Source organism: Lentzea sp. JNUCC 0626, from assembly GCF_043632865.1.
Lineage (GTDB): Bacteria > Actinomycetota > Actinomycetes > Mycobacteriales > Pseudonocardiaceae > Lentzea.
The window spans coordinates 566,914-584,484 of sequence record NZ_CP171635.1 but is presented as its reverse complement, the minus strand read 5'-3'; the positions used below and the strand labels follow the sequence as shown (position 1 = coordinate 584,484).

Below are 17,571 nucleotides of genomic sequence, written 5' to 3'. Positions count from 1 at the left end.
CTCGCCTGGCCGTGAGAAACAGGTCGTGCTCGAATGTCGACTTCCTGAGGTCTCGTTCGTCCTCCGGACGACGACTGGAGGGCACGCGATGCACTACATGTTTTTGATCTACAACTGCGAGGACCGCCCGCAGCACGGTGACCAGCGGTTCGAGGAGATCCTGACGCGGGTCAACGCCTTCGCCGACGAGTGCCGGCGGCGTGGGGTGTTCGTGGCGGGTGATCCGTTGAAGCCCGTCAGCACCGCGACCACCGTGCGGGTGCGCGACGGCAAGCCGGTGCTCACCGACGGGCCGTTCGCCGAGACGCACGAGCACCTCGGCGGGTACTACCTGCTGAACTGCCGCGACCTCGACGAGGCCCTGGAGCTCGCGGAGATGATTCCGCAGGCGCACTTCGGCGCGACGATCGAGGTGCGGCCGGTCGACCACATCCCCGGGCTGAACCACGGGGTGGCATGAGCGACCTGGCGTCGGCCGCGGTCGAGCAGGTCTACCGCGAGCACCGCACCCGGATGCTCGCGGCGCTGGTGCGGGCGCTGGGCGACTTCGAGCTGGCCGAGGACGCGTTGCAGGAGGCGTGCTCGCAGGCGTTGCGGAAATGGCCACGTTCACAAGTGCCGGACGATCCGTTCGCCTGGCTGCTCACCGTGGCCCGCAACCACGCTCTGGACCGCCTGCGGCACGTCCGGATGGCGCGCACCAAGCTGCCACCGCCGACGTCCGAAGTGATGACGATGACCGAGAAGCAACTCGTCGACCTCGGCGACGAACGCCTGGCGCTGATCTTCACCTGCTGCCACCCGGCGTTGGCCGAGGACGCCCGGTTAGCGCTGACACTGCAGGCCGTGGCAGGGTTCACCGCCGCGCAGATCGCTCGGACGTTCCTCGTCGCCGAGCCCGCGCTGGCCCAGCGGCTGGTGAGGGCCAAGCGCAAGATCCGCGACGCCGGGATCACGTTCGAGGTGCCCGCCGACCACCTGCTGCCCGAACGGCTGCAGGGCGTGCTGGGCGTTCTCTACCTGATCTTCACGCGCGGCTACACCACGCCGGACGCCTCGTTGCGGCAGGAGGCGTTGCGGCTGGGCAAGCTCGTGGCCGCCCTCATGCCGGACGAACCGGAGGCGCACGGGCTGGTGGCGTTGATGCTGCTGCACAACTCGCGCAGCGCCGCGCGGTTCACCTCGGACGGCGAGGTGGTGCTCCTCGACGACCAGGACCGGTCGTTGTGGGACACCGACGAGATCGCGGAGGGCATGGCGTTGCTGGACCGTGCGCTGCGGTTCGGCTCGCCCGGCCCGTACGTGCTGCACGCCGTGATCGCCGCCCTGCACGCGCAGGAGGCGGTCGACTGGTCGCGCGTGGCCGCCCTGTACGCCGAACTCCTCGTGGTGGCCCCGACCCCGGTGATAGCGCTCAACCACGCGGTCGCCGTCGCCATGACGGACGGGCCCGAGGCGGGGCTGGCGTTGATCGACGGGATCGCCGGGCTCGACTCGTACCACCTGCTCCACTCCGCCCGCGCCGACCTGCTGCGCCGCCTGGACCGGCGCCCCGAAGCCGTTGCCGCGTACCGGCTGGCCCACGACCTGGCGGTGACGCCCGCCGATCGTCGCTTCCTGGCCGGGCGCCTGCGTTCCCTGGAGGTCAGCTAGATGCGACTCGACGTGCTCGACCACGGTCACCGCCTGCCTGCCCGGTTGTTCTTCCGGCTGGCCTCGACGACCTCGCGCGTCCCCATGTCGGACGTGCCCAAGACCCTGTTGTACCGCCCGGAGTTCTTCGGCGCGGTGTTCCTCGACCTGAGTGCCGACGCGATGCGCGGGCCGTCGTTCTGGACGGCGGGCGAACGCGAGTACCTGGCGCAACGCACGGCCGAACGCCTGCAGTGCCCGTACTGCGCCGTCACCCACACCGAACTGGTCAAGATCGCCGGCGACCCGACGCCGTTGCGCCCGGAACTCGTTGCGGCACTGGACTTCCTGTCGAGCCTGGAACCGGTCGAGGCGCCGCGCGAGGCGTTGGTGGACGCGCTGAAGGTCAGCCTGATCTGGCAGGTGATGAACCGGCTGGCGAACGCGTTCGGCTTCGCGCTCCTGCCCGGCCAGCTGGAATCGGGCACCCGGTCGCTGCACAGGTTCGGCTACCGGTTCCCGCGCTTCCTCACCGGTACCGCCTCCGGATCATTGCGGCACGCCGTCCTGGAGGCACCGGCCGTGACGCCGCCCGCCCTCCGCCGGGCCGCAGCCGCCGGCGACGCCTGGGGACCTTACGCCGCAACGGTTCGCACGGCCTCCCACCGTCTCACCGACGAGGACATCGCGCGATTGAGGCACGATCACACCGAAGACGAGATCTTCGAAGTGACCGTCGCCGCGGCCGTCGGCGCCGCCCTGGACCACTACGAACACGGCCTCGAGATTCTCGGCGACTGATGTCGAGTCGCGCCGGCTTCGCTCGTCCTCTGCTCGTCAGTTCACCACGAACACGAGGAGCGATCGACATGTCCGGACACGCCAACTGGTTCGAACTGCCCGCCGACGACACCGCACGGGCGCGAGCGTTCTACGCCGGTGTCTTCGGCTGGGAGACCAGCCTGATGGGCGAGGACTACCACGTGATCACCAACGGCGCGGCCGGCGCCATCGCGCCCAAGGACGCCGGGCACACCCAGCCGCGAATCTACTTCCACACCACGGACATCGAGGCGTCCGTGCGCAAGGTCGCCGAACTGGGCGGCAAGCACGACGAGGTGCTCACCGTGCCCGACACGGGCCGTATCGCGCACTGCGCGGACGACCAGGGCACGCCGTTCAGCCTGTACGAACCGCAGTCCTGATCCCGGTGGCCCGTCCACAGCGGCGGGCCACCGCTTTCGTCCGTCCTCTTCGGACGAGGCCACCGCCGGGTTAACATCATCACCATGCCAGACGTCGGCGTCCTTTCCGCGCACCTGCTCTCGGGGTTCCAGAAGGAACTCTTCGCCCGCCTGGCCGAAGCGGGCCACGAGAACCTGCGCCCGCGCCACGGCGCCGTCATGGCCTACATCGCCACCACGGGCACCAGGGCCAGCGAGCTCTCCGAACGCTCCGGCCAGCACAAGCAGGTCGTCGGCACGCTGATCGACGAGCTCGAACGCCTCGGCTACGTCACCCGCCAGCCAGACCCGGCCGACCGCCGCGCGAAGCTCGTCGTGCCCACCGACCTCGGCAAGGACCAGATGGTCCAGGCCAAGCGCATCATCGCCGAGATCGAGGACCGCCTCGCCGCCGTCGTGGGCGCCGACCGCTTCACCGAGTTCAAGCAGGTCTTCAAGGAGATCTCGAAGACCTTCTAACCGATCACGATGTCGTCCCGGTGCGCCCGCAGGAACTCCTCGAGCGTCAGCCACCCCGGCACGAGCTCACGGGTCTGCCCGGTGTCTCGCCGCGGCAGGATGTGCGAGTCGAACTCTGCGTAGTACTGGAACATGTTCCCGATCTCCACCGCCTCCCGGAACCCGAGCGCCCGGAATTCGTTGTGCGACAACGGCTCGTAGGTCACCTGCTCGCCGAGCACAGCGCTGAACGCCGCGGCCACCTCGTCCCCGGTGAGGTGCTCGACACCGAGCCCGATCGTCTCGCCGATCGTCTTCGCGGGGTTCTTGAGCACGCTCACAATCGCCTTGCCGATGTCCTCGGCCGCGATGCCCGAGATCCGGCTCTCCCCCATCGGCAACGACAACTTCAACGACCCGTCCGCGCCCCGATGCGGCGCCATGCCCTTGAGCAGGTTGTTCCAGTAGAACGACATCCGCACGTACGTGGTCGGCAACCCGGCCTCCGCGAACAGCGCGTCCGCCTCCCCGCCCTTCACGTCGAAGTGCGGCACCTTGTACTTCTCGTCCAGCGTCGGCATCCGGTCGTCGTCGAGCGCGATCACCTCACGCGTGTCCTCCAACGTCGACCACACGACGTGCTGAAGTCCGCCGGCAGCCGCCACCAGGTTCGTGACCTCCTCCAACTCCTTGGCCGCCGACATGTGCGTGAAGAACGGCGTGACCAGGTAGGCCCCGTACGCCCCGTCGAACGCTTTCCGCAGGCTCTCGACGTCGTACAGGTCAGCCTGGACGACCTCGGCCCCGAGCTCCGCGAGCTTCCGAGCCGCCGCCGACTCAGTGCTACGACTGAGAGCGCGCACCGCGAACTCGCCGTCGCCGAGCAGCGCCCGAGCCACCGCCCCACCCTGCTCGCCGGTAGCCCCCACCACAGCAATGATCTTCTTCTCGCTCATGCCTCCACCATATAGTCACTAAACATGACTATCAAGCAGTTGGACCAACTCGTTTGGATGTAACCCGCACCACACGCCCCGCGATAGGGCTTCCAGTCGCCCAGCGGAGGTAAGTGGATGTCGCGCCCGGCCAAGAACTCGTACAAGCAAGCCCTCCAGGTGCTCCGCACGTACGACCGCCAGTGGCTCGACAAGACCGACATCTTCCTGGGCATCAGCCTCCTGGTAGACGGCGCCGCCGAACCGGATGCCCTCACTCTGTTCGAGTCGAAAGACGAGGTCGCCGCCTGCCTGCGCAGGATCCTCGATGGCATCAGCGACACGCTCATGACCAACTTCGGGACAGCGCGCTACGAACTGGTCGCTGCAGCCAATTCGATCATCGCCGTCACCTCGCTCGTCGAGGCCTACGCCGAAACGCCAGATCGGCACGCATCAGTCCCACCGGAGAGCCCCGCCCCCCTGGACGTGCCTGCGCTCACCTCATCGGCCGTCCCAACACCTAATGCCGCAAGCATCTCCCTGGACCCGATCGATACGTTCGCACTCACCAACTACTTTCTACATGCCTCGTCGGGAATTCAAAAGTTCATCGCCAACACAGAAGAGGACCGATCAGCGAAGACCATCGCCGCCACTGACATCGACCTCACCATCAAGGCGGCAATGATAAGCGAACAGCACCAGATCAGTGCAGCCCTAACAATTCCCGAGTTTTACATCTGGTCCGCCCCTACAACGCTTGCCCGCACGGAGTCACTTGAGCTGTTCGCCGAGCTGATGGGTCGGCTTCCATCCCTGCACACCACACCCGATCATCAGCACCGCACCAATCTCAACAGCATCGCGGAGTCGGTGCTCACCAGACCAGTCATCGGGTCGAACATCGATCCGTCGTCCGTCAAGGTTGACTTTCCGCTGGTCGAGGACGGGTTCATCGTTCCCGGCTATCGCATCGCGATCCAAGACGACAGCTCCACAGCGTCGTCAGAGTCCTGGTGGGCCAGTACGACCACGGCGCGCGCAGATCTCGACAGGTTCCTCGCCATCCACTTCACCGGGCCAGAATGCGTCACTGGCCCCCTTCTCGTGCTCGGCAATCCCGGCGCGGGCAAGTCGTTGTTGATGGAGGTGATCGCCGCTCGGCTGCCGGAGGATCAGTTCACCGCCGTTCTTGTGCAGCTCCGCAAAGTGCGTGCCGAGGATGGCATCCAGGTCCAGATCGAGACGGCCCTGCGTCAGCTCCTCGGCAAGTCCGTCGAGTGGGAGGCCCTAGCCGAGTCGTGCGGCAGCGGCATTCCCGTGATCCTCCTCGACGGCTTCGACGAGCTGATCCAGGCAAGCGGTGTCCACCAGTCCAACTACCTCCACCAGGTCCAGGAGTTCCAGCGTCAGCAAGCACTTCTCGGCCGGCCGGTCGCCGTCGTGGTCACCTCGCGCATGCTGGTGGCCGACCGGGCACGCATCCCGGTCGGCGTGCCGATCGTGAAGTTGGAGGAGTTCGACGACGACCGCATCGAACGCTGGCTCGACGTCTGGAACACCTCGAACACGTACACACCCGACTTCCAGGCGCTGACGGCGAGCATGCTGAGCGACCACCTGGAGTTGGCCCGGCAGCCCCTGTTGCTCCTGATGCTCGCGATCTACGCGGCTGATTCGAGCCAGCTGTCACTCGACGACGCGAACCTTTCCAACGCCGAACTGTACAAGCGACTCATCGCCATGTTCGTCGTGCGCCAAGTCAGCCAGAAAGGCCCGCGGCAACCAGCGCCGGCGCTCGTCTCGATGGCCGCGGCAGAGAGTTCGTGGAGTCTTGGCATCGCCGCGTTCGCCATGTTCAACCGCGGCCACCAGTTCGTGACGGCACCCGAGCTGAACGATGATCTCGCTGTCTTCACGCAGAGCCAGACCGCAAGTCCAGGCACGTCGTTCGACCTCCCCGTCGACGACGCCGACCGCACGGTGGAGAACTTCTTTTTCATCCACTCCCCGACGCGCAACGACGGCACGCCGGGCGAGCTGCGCACGTACGAGTTCCTGCACGCCACCTTCGGCGAATATCTCATCGCCGAGGTGACGATGAAGCTGTTGTGCCAGCTGGCCGCGTCGCAGGCGGTGCCCAGCGCCAACCCCTTCCAGGTCTCGGCCCCGCCGGACGACTCCCAGCTGTACGCACTGATCTCGCACCAGGCGTTCGTCAAACGAAAGCCGATCATCGAGTTCAGTCGCGGCCTGTTCACCACTCTCTCGAAGAGCGTTCGAGCAGACGTGCTCCACACACTCGACGACCTGATCCGAAACTGCCAGCGCCGCCCGCTGAGCGATACCTACCAGGCGTACCACCCGGCTCCGTCCACGATCATCTCCCGAATCGCCTGCTACTCCGCCAACCTCGTCTGCCTTCGCGCGCTGCTGGACGTGCAAGTTCCCCCGCCGGTGGTTGATCTGTTCGGCACGATGCCGAGTTGGCGCGCGACAGTGCACCTGTGGCAGTCCGGGCTGGATGACGAAGGCTGGAGCGGCATGACCAGCGCGATCATGTGCTCCGGAACAGACGAGCGATTCGTCGTTCCGGCGCGCGACGCCACACCCGTGGTGAGAGAGGCGCGACTGCTCGGCGACCCGATCAGGGAGGTGACCTTCCGCGCCGGGGTGTACTCCGCTACCGCCGACACCACAGCTGATCACCGTGAACAAGAGCTCGTGTCGAAGTTCACCAGTTGGCAGTTGAACATCTCGGGCTCCGGAGCCACGGGGCGCGCACTTCCCGTCGACGTACATGTTCTGGTGGAGATCCTGGACCTGCTGGACGCCGGCGTGCGCATGAACAACGCCACGCACGTTCACCTGGCCAAGGCGATGTCCCGCGAGGCGTCCCGACTGCCCCGCCACGTCGTCGCTCGAGCGCTGGAACACCTGACGCCGCGCGCCGGGGAAGCCAGTCCGGTCGACTCCGCGACGCCGTTCGAACTGTTGTCCATCCTCTGCTCCCACCCCGAACTGGCTGAAACCAGCCCGATCTCGGCCGAACTGCTGCCTCGGATGTTCGAGCACCGTGGTCACACAGCGATGGGCTGCCTGATTCTGATGTGGGACGTGATCAGATCCTCCGACGATCGGGTGGGCGACGCGTTCCGGGTGCTCGCGGGAGTGACCGCCGCCGTCGCCGGTCGCTACCTCGACAACGCGCTGGACGGCTATCTCCCCGTGGAGACCTTCGAATACCTGGCAGAACCGCGTGCGGTCGAGCCGATCTTCAACAAGCGCCTGCTGGAATCGCTCGTCATGATGGTCGACGCCGCGGCTGATGAGATCAGCCCGCAGACGGTTCTTGCGGTGGCTAGAAGATTTCCCGAGCCGGCGCACCAGCTGGCCAGACGCTACCTACGCCGCCGCACGCTGGGTTTCAGCGCGGACGAGCAAGAAGCTGTGAAGCAGTTGCAGGACTAGGCGTCGAAACGGGTTCGGGCCTCTTCGATGTCGGTCAGGTAGCGGGACGTCCAGGCGCACATGGCGTCGACGGTGGCGCGCAGCGCTTGGCCCGGCTCGGTGAGGGTGTAGTCGACGCGCGGCGGGACGGTCGGGTGCACAACACGCACCACGAGGCCGTTGCGTTCCAGCAGGCGGAGGTTCTGGGTCAGCATCTTGTGGCTGATGCCGTCCACCTCGGTCTTGAGTTCGGTGAAGCGCTTCGTGGTGTCGCCGATGGTTTCGACGATGAGCAGCGCCCACTTGTTGGCGATGTCGGAGAAGATCTCGCGGGCCAACGAGTCCGCGCGGGCCAGGTCGCCGCTGAGCTGCTTGCTCACCTTGTGGTGCCCCACTCTCGAATAAGTTCGTTCTTCCAGGTCAACGGTCACTCTCCTACGGTGAGCGAGTAACCGCAAGAGAGGAAAGAACATGGCTGTCACGCTCATCAACCCCGACGGGCTACCGCAGGTCGACGTGTACCACCACGTCGCGGTGGCGAGCGGGAGCAAGACGATCTACCTGGCCGGGCAGGTGGCCTGGGACGCGGAGCTCGACCTCGCCACGCAGACCGAGCAGGCGTACGTGAACGTGCACACCGCGCTCAAGGCGGCGAACGCCAGCTTCAAGGACTTGGTCCGGGTCAGGGTTTACGTCGTGGACTGGCGGCCGGAGAAGATGCCGGAGCTGCTCAAGGGCATCGAGAGCGCGATGGCGAGGTTGGGCGAGAAGGCCACGCCGCCGGCCACGTTGATCGGGGTGGCGAGCTTGGACGTGCCGGAGCACCTCGTGGAGGTCGAGGCCGTCGCGGTGATCGACTGAGTCAGCGGAACTCCGGCAGGCCGTCCACCACCGCGACGGTGACGGTGGTGCGGCCGGTCGGGCTGTGGCGGTCGGGGCCGTGTTCGGGCAGGCGGGTTTTGTTAGCGCGCACGCTCGTGTCGTACAGGTGGGTGTGCTGTGCGCATTCGCAGATGCCTGCCAGCGGCACGGTGCAGGTGAAGGCCGAGCGCAGCAGATCAACATCGTCACGAGACAGCACCGAGGACCAGACCATGGTGTCGTCCTCCTCGCCGAAGACGACGAAGCCGTCGTAGCTGAACGCGCGGAGCTCGCCCACCCCGCACGAGCGGCAATAGAGAACGCGGGTGTAGTCGTGTGAGCGTTCATATGGGCCTGCCTCGTGGACGTTCAGCACGAAGTCCTGCTGGCCCTTGCAGATCAGGCAGAGGTCGGACCAGGTGCCGCTCATCGGCGCAGGCTCAGCAACAAGGCGAGACCCGCCGACAGGGCCACGAGTCCGCCGACCACCAGTTGGTTGAGCCAGACGGTGGCAATGCCGCCGTCTGTTCGCAGCAGCGCGACGACGATCAGCGACAGCGCCAGCACGATCGTCAGGTGCCGGATGAACGGCACGTCCAGGGGTGCCATGGCGCGCACCATGCCCAGCAGCATGATCACGACGGCCAGGCCCATGGACAGCCAGTACGGGCGGAAGGCGTGCAGTGACGCGCCGAAGTGCAGGACCGGGGGTGCGGCGATCAGCCACACGCCTGCCAGGAAGGCGGCTACCCCGGCCCTGCTCTCGACGGTTCGTCCGTGAAGATCCCCCACAAGAGTGATTCTGACCTTCAAAAGCCTCTGTGGGAACACCCTCTATTCGTTCCGGTACGCCTTCATGTTGCGCAGCAACAGATAGGTGTCCTGCAGTTGCGCGGAGTCGCCGAGGCCGCGGTAGATGCCCCACTTCGGATGCGCCTGGTCACCGCCCAGCCACGTGTCGAAGCCGGAGCGCGAGGCGTTGACCACCGTGGTTCCGGCGTCCTTCAACGAGTAGCGCAGGCTGCCGGAGTCGGCGACCTTGATCTCGATCTCGACGTCGATCCACTTGTTGCGCAACGGGGCGAGCGGCGTGCTGCCGAGTTTCGCCTGGCCCGCGCCGAACAGTCTCATCTCGACGGTCTCGGTGGAACCCGAGCGGAACAACGACATCGTGACCACGGGCGAGTCCACGCCGGTGTGCTTGACCTGGAAGATGTGCGTGAAGCTGGTGGTGCCCTTCAACGAGGACGGCACGTACATCTGGTAGTTGTAGCGCCAGGTCTCGCCCTTCTTCATGTCGTGGCGGGTGCTGCCGGTCTGGATGGCGCGCACCTCGTTGCGCTGCCGGTCCGAACCGTCCCGGTCGGACTTGTGCATCACGAACCGGTACTGGTTGCTCTCGGCGAAGATGTGCGTGGCCGACGGGTGTGAGTTCGAGCGGTCGTCCTCGATGCCCACGAACGCGTTGAGCCCTGCCGAACCGGGGTTCGGGGCCCACTTCTGCACGAACGCCAGCGCGCCCACCTCAGCCGATGCCACACCCGCGGCCAGTGGCGTGGCCGCGACGGCGAGAGCGCCTCGCAGTGCGGTGCGGCGGTTGAACAACTCCATCGATGTTCCTCCTCGAACCAACGATTCGAGGCAGCGGTGTGCACACCTTCCGCGACCGGCGTCGGGCATGTCAAGCGCTCACATTTGTGGAGAAACGGTGCAGATCCCGTGAAGGTGTTGCCGCGAAACCGAAGCGGTCCGGTGATCGGATCTAGCGTCGCGGCATGGACACCGTGGACGTGCTCGTCGTCGGCGCAGGCCTCGCCGGACTCAACACCGCGCGCCTGCTGGCCGAGTCAGGGCTGGACGTGGCCGTGTGCGAACGCAGGACGAGCCTCGAGACGGGCATCCGCACGACAGGTATCTTCGTCCGCCGCACGCTCGACGACTACGACCTGCCCCACCTCGGCCCGGCGGTCCGGCGCGTGCTGCTCTACCCGCCGTCCGGCGAAAATCCGGTGGAGCTGACCAGCGACCGCGACGAGTTCCGCGTCGGCGACATGGAGAGCATCTACACCACCGCGGTCCAGGAAGCCGAACGAGCGGGCGCGCAAGTCAGCCTGAACTCCAGCTATCCGGCGAAGTCCACCAAAGCGCGGTTCACGATCGGCGCGGACGGCGCCAGGTCCACCGTCGCGAAGAGCCTCGGCCTCGACGTCAACCGGCGCATGATCACCGGCATCGAGGAGGTCTACCCGGTCAGCACGGGCTCCACGCCGACGTTCCACTGCGTCGTCGACCCGCGGCTCGCCCCCGGCTACATCGCCTGGGTCATCGACGACGGCGAGCACGCGCACGTGGGCCTGGCGGGCCGCGCCGACCGGTTCACCGCCCCGCTCCCCCAACTGCTGCAACGCTTCCGCGACAGCTTCCCCACCCCGGAACCGACCGGCCCGGTGAAGCGACGCGGCGGCCCGATCCCGGTCGGCGGCCTGCTGCGCCGAATCGTGTCACCGCAAGGACTGCTGGTCGGCGACGCGGCGGGCGCCGTCTCCCCGCTCACGGCCGGCGGACTCGACCCGTGCATGCGGATGTCCGAGCTCGCCGCCGAGGTCACGTCCGACTACCTGCGCAGCGGCAACAGGTACGTGCTGGAGCGCTACGACGGCGCGGCCATGCGCCGCCGTTACCTGCTGCGCTCCCAACTCCGGCGCGGCCTCTCCCTCGTCCGCAGTCCGAACGTCGCGGAGTTCGCGTTCACACTGCTGCGCACCGTACCGGGAAAGGCCGTCGCCAAGAAGATCCTGTTCAACTAGCCGCGGGTCTTGTCGGAGTCCCTGAGGTCCTCGACGACCTGCAGCATCGCGTCCTTCACGTCGTCGTTCACCGGGATCTCGTACACCGACGCCCCAATGCTCCACTTGCCGGCCGTAGCGCGCACCGTGTAGCCGCCTCCGGACTTGTCGTCCGCGCACGACTTGGTTTTCGCGTCCAGCACGCCGCTCTCGCAGAGCATCGGCGTCAGCCGTTCCGACTCCTCCGGGCTCGAGTAGGCGACGATCCCCACGTTGAGCACCTGGCGTCCGGTCGAGACGAAGACCTGGCACCCGTTGGTGTCCACCAAGTTCACCTCCGAGACCACGAAGCCCTTGGTGATGACCGCGAGCGTTTCGGGCTTCAGCAGGCCGGGACACCCCGACTCGACCTTCTCGGCGAGGCCGGCGGGCACGTCCGTGCCGCACGCGGCCGTGGTCATGAGCACGAACGCCGTCAAGGCAGCCGCGAACCTGGTTCTCACTCGTTCCCCCATGTGCTGTCCGCGCCTGGTTTCGGGCGCGGACGGAGATGATCGCACGGTGTGAGCGTTCACCCGGCGGCTTTTACAGCTCCTCGTTGTCCGGCGACGACGAACGCGTGCCCGAAGGCGAGCGCGGCCACCGCGAACAGCACGATCGGCGGCGACGGCAGCAGGACCAACGCCACCGCGAGCAGCACCAGCGACGTGACGCACCCGAGGCCCGCGAGCGCCCGCGGCACCGGCCCCGCCTTCGCCACGACCAGGCACGCCAGCCCACCGAACACCAGCGCGACCGACATCACGAAGTTGATCCCCAGATCGACCTCGTACAGCGAACGCTGGACACCGCCCAGCGCGAACGTAACTCCCTTGGCCGCCGTGGCCGCCCGGTCTGCGGCCGGGTCAGCGTCCCCCAGCGCCATTACGCCCATGATCGACAGGTGACCGATCCCGGTCGCGATCCACGCCCACGAACCGAGCAGAAACGTACGTGACATTGCTCTTCCCCTCCACCCCACGGAACATACGCAACCGTATGGTCAGCACGAAGGACAGAAGTGTCAACGACAGCCTGATGGGAAACCGCTTTCCCCTCAGCCCAAGCCGTCGAGTCGTTGGCGCACAAGAGCGGCTTCGGGCATCTGGAGCGCCTCGTAGATCAGCAGGGCGGCGTTCAGCAGGCGGTGTGCCTCGGCGGTGCCGCCAAGGCGAGAACGCACGGCGGCCAACTCGTCCAGCGAATGGGCTTCCTGCGCCGGGTCCTGGATCTCCCGCGCGTGAGTCAGGGCTTGCTCGTGGCACTGCAACGCTTCCTCGACCCGGTCTGAAGCGCAAAGAGCGCGGCCGCGGCCGTTGAGGGCCATGCACTGCAGCAGGCGGTCGCCCAGTTTCACGGCGAGTTCCTCCGCTTCCCGGCACAGGTCGGCGGCCTCCTCGTGGCGCCCCATGTGCTCGTGGGTGGCGCCCAGGTTGATGAGCACCTCGGCCTCACCCACCGGGTCTTCGATCTCGCGGAACACGGCCATCGCGTTCTCGTGGTGCGCCAACGCTTCGGCGTGGCGGCCCCACCGCGAGCAGATGCGACCCAGTTCGGTGTGCGCGATCGACGCTGCCGCGCGGTCGCCCACGTCGCTCAACACAGCCAGCGCGCGCTGGTGGTGATCGTGCGCTTCCTCCAGATGCCCGCGGCCGTGCAGGGCGCAGCCGAGGTCGTTGAGAATCCTGCCCTGTCCCACTCGCTGGCCGAGTTGCTCGTAGATCGATGCGGCCCGGCGGTAGCACTCCACCGCCTCCTCGTGCCTGCCGAGGTGGTGCTGCACCTGCCCGATGCTGGCAAGTCCGGCGGCTTCCTGACCGCGATCGCCGGTCCGCCGGCTCAGTGCCAGCGCCAGGCCGTAGGTGGCGAGTGCCTCGTGGTAGCGGCGGGCCCTGCCCTCGTTGTGGCCCAGGGCTTGCAGGGTCCTGGCTTCGCCCGCCGGGTCGCCGAGGCCGCGGAACAGTTCCAGCGCCTCCCAGTAGCGCTCGTTGGCCTCCTGGAACTCGCCGGCGCGGGTGTGCGAACGCCCGATTTCCAGCACGGCGCGTGCCCGGCCGGGCGCGTCGCCGATCTCTTCCGAGGCCGTGAGAGCGTGCTGGTGCACCGCGAACGCGTCGGCGTTGTGGTAGCCGACTTCCAGGTGCTGGCCGATCGCGCGGGCGATCCGGACGGCGTAGCCGGCCAACTCGCCGGAGGCGCTGCCGATGATCGCGACGAGCGTGGGCCGTTCGGTGTCCAGCCACTCCTTCGCGGCGGCGACGGTCATCGACGAGCGGGTGCGGACGGGTTCGCCACGCCATCGCGGCACGGACGGGTACATGGCCTCCGTCGCGTCCAACGCGGTCGTCAGGTGATGCTCGTAGAGATTCTTCAACGCCTGTCTGCGTTCCACTCCGGTGAAGTGCTGCTCCGCGCGTTCCCTCGCGAACGCGCGCAGGAGGTCGTGCATCGTCCAGCGGCCGGCTCCCGTGCTCTCCACGAGGTGCGCCGAGTGCAGCACGACGAGCAACGCCCCAACCTCAGGTCCGTCCACACCGGACAGCGCGGCGACGGCGGCGACTCCGGTGTCGCGGGCGGGATGCAGTCCCAGCAACCGGAACAGCCGGTTCGCGGCCGGCGGCAGGTGCCGTTCCGACCAGGAGAACACGGCGCGCACGGCGGTGTCGGCGTCGGTCCCGGCGGTGAGCAGGTCGAGCCTGCGGTGTTCGTCCGAGAGCTCTTCGAGGCCGACCCTGCCGCGCCGGGTGACCAGTTCGGCGGCGACCCGCAACGCCAGGGGCAGCCGGGCGCAGCGCACAGCGAGTTCGTCGAGTTCTGCGGGAGTGGCCGCGCGCTCCCCGATGAGCAACCGCAACAGTTCCGTCGCGGCCACGGGATCGAGCACGTCGAGCGCCACCCGACCGGCGCCGTCCCGTGCCACCAGGCCGGCCAGGTCGTCGCGACTGGTGACGACGACCGCGCTGCCCGGCTCGGGTGGCAGCAGCGGCCGGACCTGAGCGGCGTCGCGCGCGTTGTCCAGCACGATCAGGAAGCGCTTTCCCGCTGTGAGGCTGCGATAAAGCGCGACCTGGGCCTCCATCGCGCCAGGGACGCGCTCGGCGGCCACACCGAGCGCGGTGAGAAAGCCGTGCAGCGCTTCGCCCGGAGGCAGCACGCCTCCAGGGTCGAACCCCCGCAGGTTCACGTACAGCTGCCCGTCGGGGAACCGGGATGCGGTGCGCTGTGCCCAGCGCAACGCCAGGGCGGACTTGCCGACCCCGGCCGTCCCGCAGACCGCGACGACGGCGATCGTGTCCCGCCTCGCGCGCACGGCGGCGTCGAGCGCGGCCAACTCGTCGTCGCGGCCCACGAATCCCGGCGCCACCGGCGGCAGCTGGACCGGGCGCGGACTCAGCACCAGCGCGGGAGCGGTCGGCAGCAACCGGGGGTTCTGCGCGAGGATCGCGTCCTGGATGCCGGTCAACGCCGGCGTCGGTTCCACGCCGGCGTGCTCGACCAGCCGTGACCGCGCCCGCCGGAACGCCTCCAGGGCCTCCGTCTGGCGGCCGGCGCGGTACAGCGCCGTCATCAGCTGGCCCCACAGCCGCTCATGGCCGGGATGGGCGGCGGTGAGCTCGGTCAGTTCGGCGACCAGCCCGTCACCGGCCCCGGCGGCCAGGTCGGTGTCCAGGCGGTCCTGCACGACGTCGAGGTGCACTCGGGCCAGCCGAGTCCGTTCCGCTTCCAACGCGGCGACGCCGTCGAACTCGTCGTACGGCCGTCCGCGCCACAGTTCGAGCGCGGTGGTCAGCAACTCGTGCGCGACCTCGATCTCGCCCACTCCCAGCGCGGAACGCCCTGCGCGGGCGAGCCGCTGGAACCGGACCGCGTCCACGGCTTCCGGTTCCAGCAGCACGTATCCCGGTGCACGGGTGCGGATCAACGCGGCCAGCGGCCCCACTCCCCTGCGCAGTCTGGAGACGTAGGTGCGGACGGTGCGTTCCGCGTCCGGTGGCGCCACCGGCCCCCACAGCTCCGCCACGAACGTCGCCACGCTCACCGGCCGGCTCGGATACGCCGTGAGCAACGCCAGCATCGCCCGCAGCCGCGGCCCGCCGGGATCGAGCGCACGGCCGTCCGCCTCGACTTCGAGTGTCCCGAGCACGCGGATGCCGCCAGCCGGCATCCGCTGCCCCGCCAGATCGTGCTCCCCTTGTTCCACCGAGAAGTGAGAGCGCGCTCCCGGCTCGGGGATACGTCTAGACCGGGAAAACCCCGAAGGTCTGCGCGGCGGTGCCGTTGCAGCGCCAGATCTGCATCGCGAGCCCCTCGTCCGGCCGGCCACCCGGCACGTCGAGGCAGTGCGTGCTCGTGCCGGCGACCCGCGACCGCAGCGTCACCCAGTCGGGCAGGTTGCGGCCCGCCTGGAACCGCTGGTTGCTGGTGCCGGCGCACGGCCACTGCACGACCGGTGTCCCGTCGGTGTTCGACCCGAAGGCGTCCATGCACTTCAACGTGACCGCGTTGCGGATCTGGAAGATCCGGTTGCCGCGGTCGAGGAAGTCCCACCGCTCGAACGGACTGCCGACGCAGTCGGTCTGGACGATGGGCACGCCGTCCTCCAACGACGATCCCTGTGGCGCCAGGCACTTGCCGCTGACCGCGCTGCGAACGGTCACGTCGAAGTGGTTGGCGGCGAAGGCGGGCGTGGCGGTGCCGAGCAGTCCCGCGATGGCGGCGGTCGAGGCGAGTGCCGTGGTGACGATTCGTTTCCTCATGGGTACCTCCCCTTGTTGGTCGTCGCCCACGATGGCCCGCCCCGTCGACAATCCGTCGACAGTCCCGAGTCAGCCGACTTCCTCCAACTCGGGCACGGCGGCCTTTCGGCGGCGGCGCAACACGACGACCACGCCGACCACCACCGCGACACCCAGCACGATCCACATGGCGCCGTTGAACACCGACTCGATGTACTTCGCCGACGCACCGGCGGTCGCGCCGATGCCGATGTGCAACGCCGACCAGCACACCGCACCCGCGATCGAGGCGGGCAGGAACCGCCGGTACTCCAGCTTGGACGCCCCCGCCGACGCGGGCACGAGGGTCCGCACGACCGGCATGAACCGGGCGACGAACACCGCCCACGCGCCGCGGCGGCGCAGCAGGTCGCCCGCCTTGTCCCAGTGCTGCTGCCCGACCTTGCGGACGATCCTGCTCTCCCGCAACCGATCGCCGTAGCGGCGACCGAGGTAGTAGCCGATGCTGTCGCCGGCGATCGCGCACACCGAGACGACGAGCTACATGATCAGGAACCGGGGCACGCTGGTCACCGTCGTCGAGGCCAGCAGCAACGCGCTTTCGCCCGGCGCCAGGAAGCCGACGCCGAGCGTGCACTCCGCCAGTGTCAACGCTCCCGTCACGACGAGCACGGCCGGTTGTGGCAGGCCGGCGAGGCCTTCGAGGGCGTCGGTCAAGAAGGACATGAACTCTCCCCAGAGGAACGAAACGTCCGGGACAGTTCACAAGTGCGGGCGGTACGCGCACATCGAACCGTGGTCTGACCTGTCGGTAGACCTGAGAGGTAAGGGAGATCCCCTATTCGTAGGTGATCTCCCGGTCAGGTGGCCAGAAAACTCAGGCCTCGGCCGTCCGCTTCAGGGCCGCGTTCTCGGCCTGCATGCCGTCCTTCATCGCCTTGCCGATGAAGAGGTCGGTTCCGCCGGACAGGACGCCGTCGACCAGGAGTTCGTTGGTCACCAGCACGGTGCCGTCGGGTTGGGTTGTGAGCGTTCGACAACGCTGGCCGTACACGAACAACGCGTTCCAGCCGGCGTCCTTCCAGCAGAAACGCTGACCGGGGACGCCGTTCAGGACCGTGTGCTTCGCGGCCATCCGCACCGGGCCGAGAAGCACGTCGACGCGGACCTCGTCGCCCGGCGCCGTGCCACCGGAGGCCTTCACGACCCACGGGTTCCAGCGCGCGTACCCGTCGAAGTTCGTGATGAGGTCGTAGACGCGTTGCTGGGGTGCCGAGATGACGGTCTCGGCGCGGTAGACCACCGAGTGCACGCCCGGCTCTCTGGGATCGAGCGGGGCGCCGCTCGCGAGTACGGCCAGGACCAAACCGGCTGCCAGCAAGGCGACCACCTTCCACCGGGACGCAGACGTGAAGAAAATACGCGTTTGCGTCCCGGTGGACCAGCG

18 protein-coding genes and 1 pseudogene are annotated in these 17,571 nt (G+C 67.9%); 8 read left to right on the top strand and 11 right to left on the bottom strand.

The annotated features are described in order from the left end of the window. Window positions 1-88: 88 nt before the first annotated feature. From JNUCC0626_RS02795 to JNUCC0626_RS02775, 5 genes are all read left to right on the top strand, one after another. Window positions 89-460 (top strand): YciI family protein, encoded by a 372-nt coding sequence (locus JNUCC0626_RS02795; protein ID WP_394618051.1) that lies wholly within the window; start codon window positions 89-91, stop codon window positions 458-460. After that, window positions 457-1,653, top strand: a complete 1,197-nt coding sequence (locus tag JNUCC0626_RS02790; RefSeq protein ID WP_394618050.1) for an RNA polymerase sigma factor — start codon at window positions 457-459, stop codon at window positions 1,651-1,653. Before JNUCC0626_RS02795 ends, JNUCC0626_RS02790 begins: the two co-directional genes overlap by 4 nt. Further along, window positions 1,654-2,433, top strand: coding sequence for a hypothetical protein (locus JNUCC0626_RS02785; protein WP_394618049.1), 780 nt, complete (start codon window positions 1,654-1,656; stop codon window positions 2,431-2,433). A gap of 68 nt (window positions 2,434-2,501) precedes the next feature. Then, window positions 2,502-2,837: a VOC family protein gene (locus JNUCC0626_RS02780; protein ID WP_394618048.1), complete on the top strand. Its 336-nt coding sequence runs from the start codon at window positions 2,502-2,504 to the stop codon at window positions 2,835-2,837. Window positions 2,838-2,921: 84 nt separating this feature from the next. Beyond that, window positions 2,922-3,335: a MarR family winged helix-turn-helix transcriptional regulator gene (locus tag JNUCC0626_RS02775; RefSeq protein ID WP_394618047.1), complete on the top strand. Its 414-nt coding sequence runs from the start codon at window positions 2,922-2,924 to the stop codon at window positions 3,333-3,335. Here JNUCC0626_RS02775 and JNUCC0626_RS02770 read toward each other — a convergent pair. Then, a complete protein-coding gene (locus JNUCC0626_RS02770; protein WP_394618046.1) occupies window positions 3,332-4,270 on the bottom strand; it encodes an NmrA/HSCARG family protein in 939 nt (312 codons plus the stop codon). The genes JNUCC0626_RS02775 and JNUCC0626_RS02770 overlap by 4 nt on opposite strands. 117 nt (window positions 4,271-4,387) lie before the next feature. Here JNUCC0626_RS02770 and JNUCC0626_RS02765 point away from each other — a divergent pair, with 117 nt between their 5' ends. Further along, the gene (locus JNUCC0626_RS02765; RefSeq protein WP_394618045.1) at window positions 4,388-7,723 is read left to right on the top strand and encodes an NACHT domain-containing protein; all 3,336 of its coding nucleotides are present in this window, start codon (window positions 4,388-4,390) and stop codon (window positions 7,721-7,723) included. Here JNUCC0626_RS02765 and JNUCC0626_RS02760 read toward each other — a convergent pair. Beyond that, window positions 7,720-8,082, bottom strand: coding sequence for a winged helix-turn-helix transcriptional regulator (locus JNUCC0626_RS02760; RefSeq protein ID WP_394618044.1), 363 nt, complete (start codon window positions 8,080-8,082; stop codon window positions 7,720-7,722). The two genes, JNUCC0626_RS02765 and JNUCC0626_RS02760, sit on opposite strands and share 4 nt — an antisense overlap. Window positions 8,083-8,173: 91 nt before the next feature. On the opposite strand from JNUCC0626_RS02760, the gene JNUCC0626_RS02755 reads away from it, so the two are divergent. Next, window positions 8,174-8,563, top strand: coding sequence for a RidA family protein (locus tag JNUCC0626_RS02755; protein ID WP_394618043.1), 390 nt, complete (start codon window positions 8,174-8,176; stop codon window positions 8,561-8,563). A 1-nt stretch (window position 8,564) separates the two neighbouring features. Here the strand turns inward: JNUCC0626_RS02755 and JNUCC0626_RS02750 are convergent, their stop codons facing one another. From JNUCC0626_RS02750 to JNUCC0626_RS02740, 3 genes are read right to left on the bottom strand one after another with little or no spacing between them, the layout of a single operon-like run. Next, on the bottom strand, window positions 8,565-8,993 hold the full coding sequence (locus JNUCC0626_RS02750) for a hypothetical protein (RefSeq protein ID WP_394618042.1): 429 nt from the start codon (window positions 8,991-8,993) through the stop codon (window positions 8,565-8,567). Beyond that, window positions 8,990-9,355, bottom strand: coding sequence for a hypothetical protein (locus JNUCC0626_RS02745; RefSeq protein WP_394618041.1), 366 nt, complete (start codon window positions 9,353-9,355; stop codon window positions 8,990-8,992). Before JNUCC0626_RS02745 ends, JNUCC0626_RS02750 begins: the two co-directional genes overlap by 4 nt. Before the next feature lie 42 nt (window positions 9,356-9,397). Further along, window positions 9,398-10,174, bottom strand: coding sequence for a Tat pathway signal sequence domain protein (locus JNUCC0626_RS02740; protein WP_394618040.1), 777 nt, complete (start codon window positions 10,172-10,174; stop codon window positions 9,398-9,400). A gap of 164 nt (window positions 10,175-10,338) precedes the next feature. On the opposite strand from JNUCC0626_RS02740, the gene JNUCC0626_RS02735 reads away from it, so the two are divergent. Then, window positions 10,339-11,370: an FAD-dependent oxidoreductase gene (locus JNUCC0626_RS02735; protein ID WP_394618039.1), complete on the top strand. Its 1,032-nt coding sequence runs from the start codon at window positions 10,339-10,341 to the stop codon at window positions 11,368-11,370. Here the strand turns inward: JNUCC0626_RS02735 and JNUCC0626_RS02730 are convergent. The 6 genes and pseudogenes from JNUCC0626_RS02730 to JNUCC0626_RS02705 form a co-directional block, all read right to left on the bottom strand. Further along, window positions 11,367-11,852 carry a hypothetical protein gene (locus JNUCC0626_RS02730; protein WP_394618038.1) on the bottom strand — a complete coding sequence of 162 codons (486 nt, stop codon included), beginning with the start codon at window positions 11,850-11,852 and terminating at the stop codon, window positions 11,367-11,369. The two genes, JNUCC0626_RS02735 and JNUCC0626_RS02730, sit on opposite strands and share 4 nt — an antisense overlap. Window positions 11,853-11,920: 68 nt before the next feature. After that, complete coding sequence (locus tag JNUCC0626_RS02725) at window positions 11,921-12,349, bottom strand: LIC_13387 family protein (RefSeq protein WP_394618037.1); 429 nt, start codon at window positions 12,347-12,349, stop codon at window positions 11,921-11,923. Between the two features lie 96 nt (window positions 12,350-12,445). Beyond that, window positions 12,446-15,589 (bottom strand): AfsR/SARP family transcriptional regulator, encoded by a 3,144-nt coding sequence (locus tag JNUCC0626_RS02720; RefSeq protein ID WP_394618036.1) that lies wholly within the window; start codon window positions 15,587-15,589, stop codon window positions 12,446-12,448. A gap of 37 nt (window positions 15,590-15,626) precedes the next feature. After that, window positions 15,627-16,145 (bottom strand): RICIN domain-containing protein, encoded by a 519-nt coding sequence (locus tag JNUCC0626_RS02715; protein ID WP_394618035.1) that lies wholly within the window; start codon window positions 16,143-16,145, stop codon window positions 15,627-15,629. A 69-nt stretch (window positions 16,146-16,214) separates the two neighbouring features. Then, window positions 16,215-16,850: pseudogene (locus JNUCC0626_RS02710) on the bottom strand (DedA family protein). A 151-nt stretch (window positions 16,851-17,001) separates the two neighbouring features. Further along, the gene (locus JNUCC0626_RS02705) at window positions 17,002-17,505 is read right to left on the bottom strand and encodes an SRPBCC domain-containing protein (protein WP_394618034.1); all 504 of its coding nucleotides are present in this window, start codon (window positions 17,503-17,505) and stop codon (window positions 17,002-17,004) included. Window positions 17,506-17,571 lie beyond the last annotated feature (66 nt).

What these genes read in the sequence shown, in the direction of transcription:
- JNUCC0626_RS02795 (WP_394618051.1), top strand. Translation starts at nt 89, where the DNA reads ATGCACTACATGTTTTTGATCTACAACTGCGAGGACCGCCCGCAGCAC.
- JNUCC0626_RS02790 (WP_394618050.1), top strand. Translation starts at nt 457, where the DNA reads ATGAGCGACCTGGCGTCGGCCGCGGTCGAGCAGGTCTACCGCGAGCAC.
- JNUCC0626_RS02785 (WP_394618049.1), top strand. Translation starts at nt 1,654, where the DNA reads ATGCGACTCGACGTGCTCGACCACGGTCACCGCCTGCCTGCCCGGTTG.
- JNUCC0626_RS02780 (WP_394618048.1), top strand. Translation starts at nt 2,502, where the DNA reads ATGTCCGGACACGCCAACTGGTTCGAACTGCCCGCCGACGACACCGCA.
- JNUCC0626_RS02775 (WP_394618047.1), top strand. Translation starts at nt 2,922, where the DNA reads ATGCCAGACGTCGGCGTCCTTTCCGCGCACCTGCTCTCGGGGTTCCAG.
- JNUCC0626_RS02770 (WP_394618046.1), bottom strand. Translation starts at nt 4,270, where the DNA reads ATGAGCGAGAAGAAGATCATTGCTGTGGTGGGGGCTACCGGCGAGCAG.
- JNUCC0626_RS02765 (WP_394618045.1), top strand. Translation starts at nt 4,388, where the DNA reads ATGTCGCGCCCGGCCAAGAACTCGTACAAGCAAGCCCTCCAGGTGCTC.
- JNUCC0626_RS02755 (WP_394618043.1), top strand. Translation starts at nt 8,174, where the DNA reads ATGGCTGTCACGCTCATCAACCCCGACGGGCTACCGCAGGTCGACGTG.
- JNUCC0626_RS02750 (WP_394618042.1), bottom strand. Translation starts at nt 8,993, where the DNA reads ATGAGCGGCACCTGGTCCGACCTCTGCCTGATCTGCAAGGGCCAGCAG.
- JNUCC0626_RS02740 (WP_394618040.1), bottom strand. Translation starts at nt 10,174, where the DNA reads ATGGAGTTGTTCAACCGCCGCACCGCACTGCGAGGCGCTCTCGCCGTC.
- JNUCC0626_RS02735 (WP_394618039.1), top strand. Translation starts at nt 10,339, where the DNA reads ATGGACACCGTGGACGTGCTCGTCGTCGGCGCAGGCCTCGCCGGACTC.
- JNUCC0626_RS02725 (WP_394618037.1), bottom strand. Translation starts at nt 12,349, where the DNA reads ATGTCACGTACGTTTCTGCTCGGTTCGTGGGCGTGGATCGCGACCGGG.
- JNUCC0626_RS02715 (WP_394618035.1), bottom strand. Translation starts at nt 16,145, where the DNA reads ATGAGGAAACGAATCGTCACCACGGCACTCGCCTCGACCGCCGCCATC.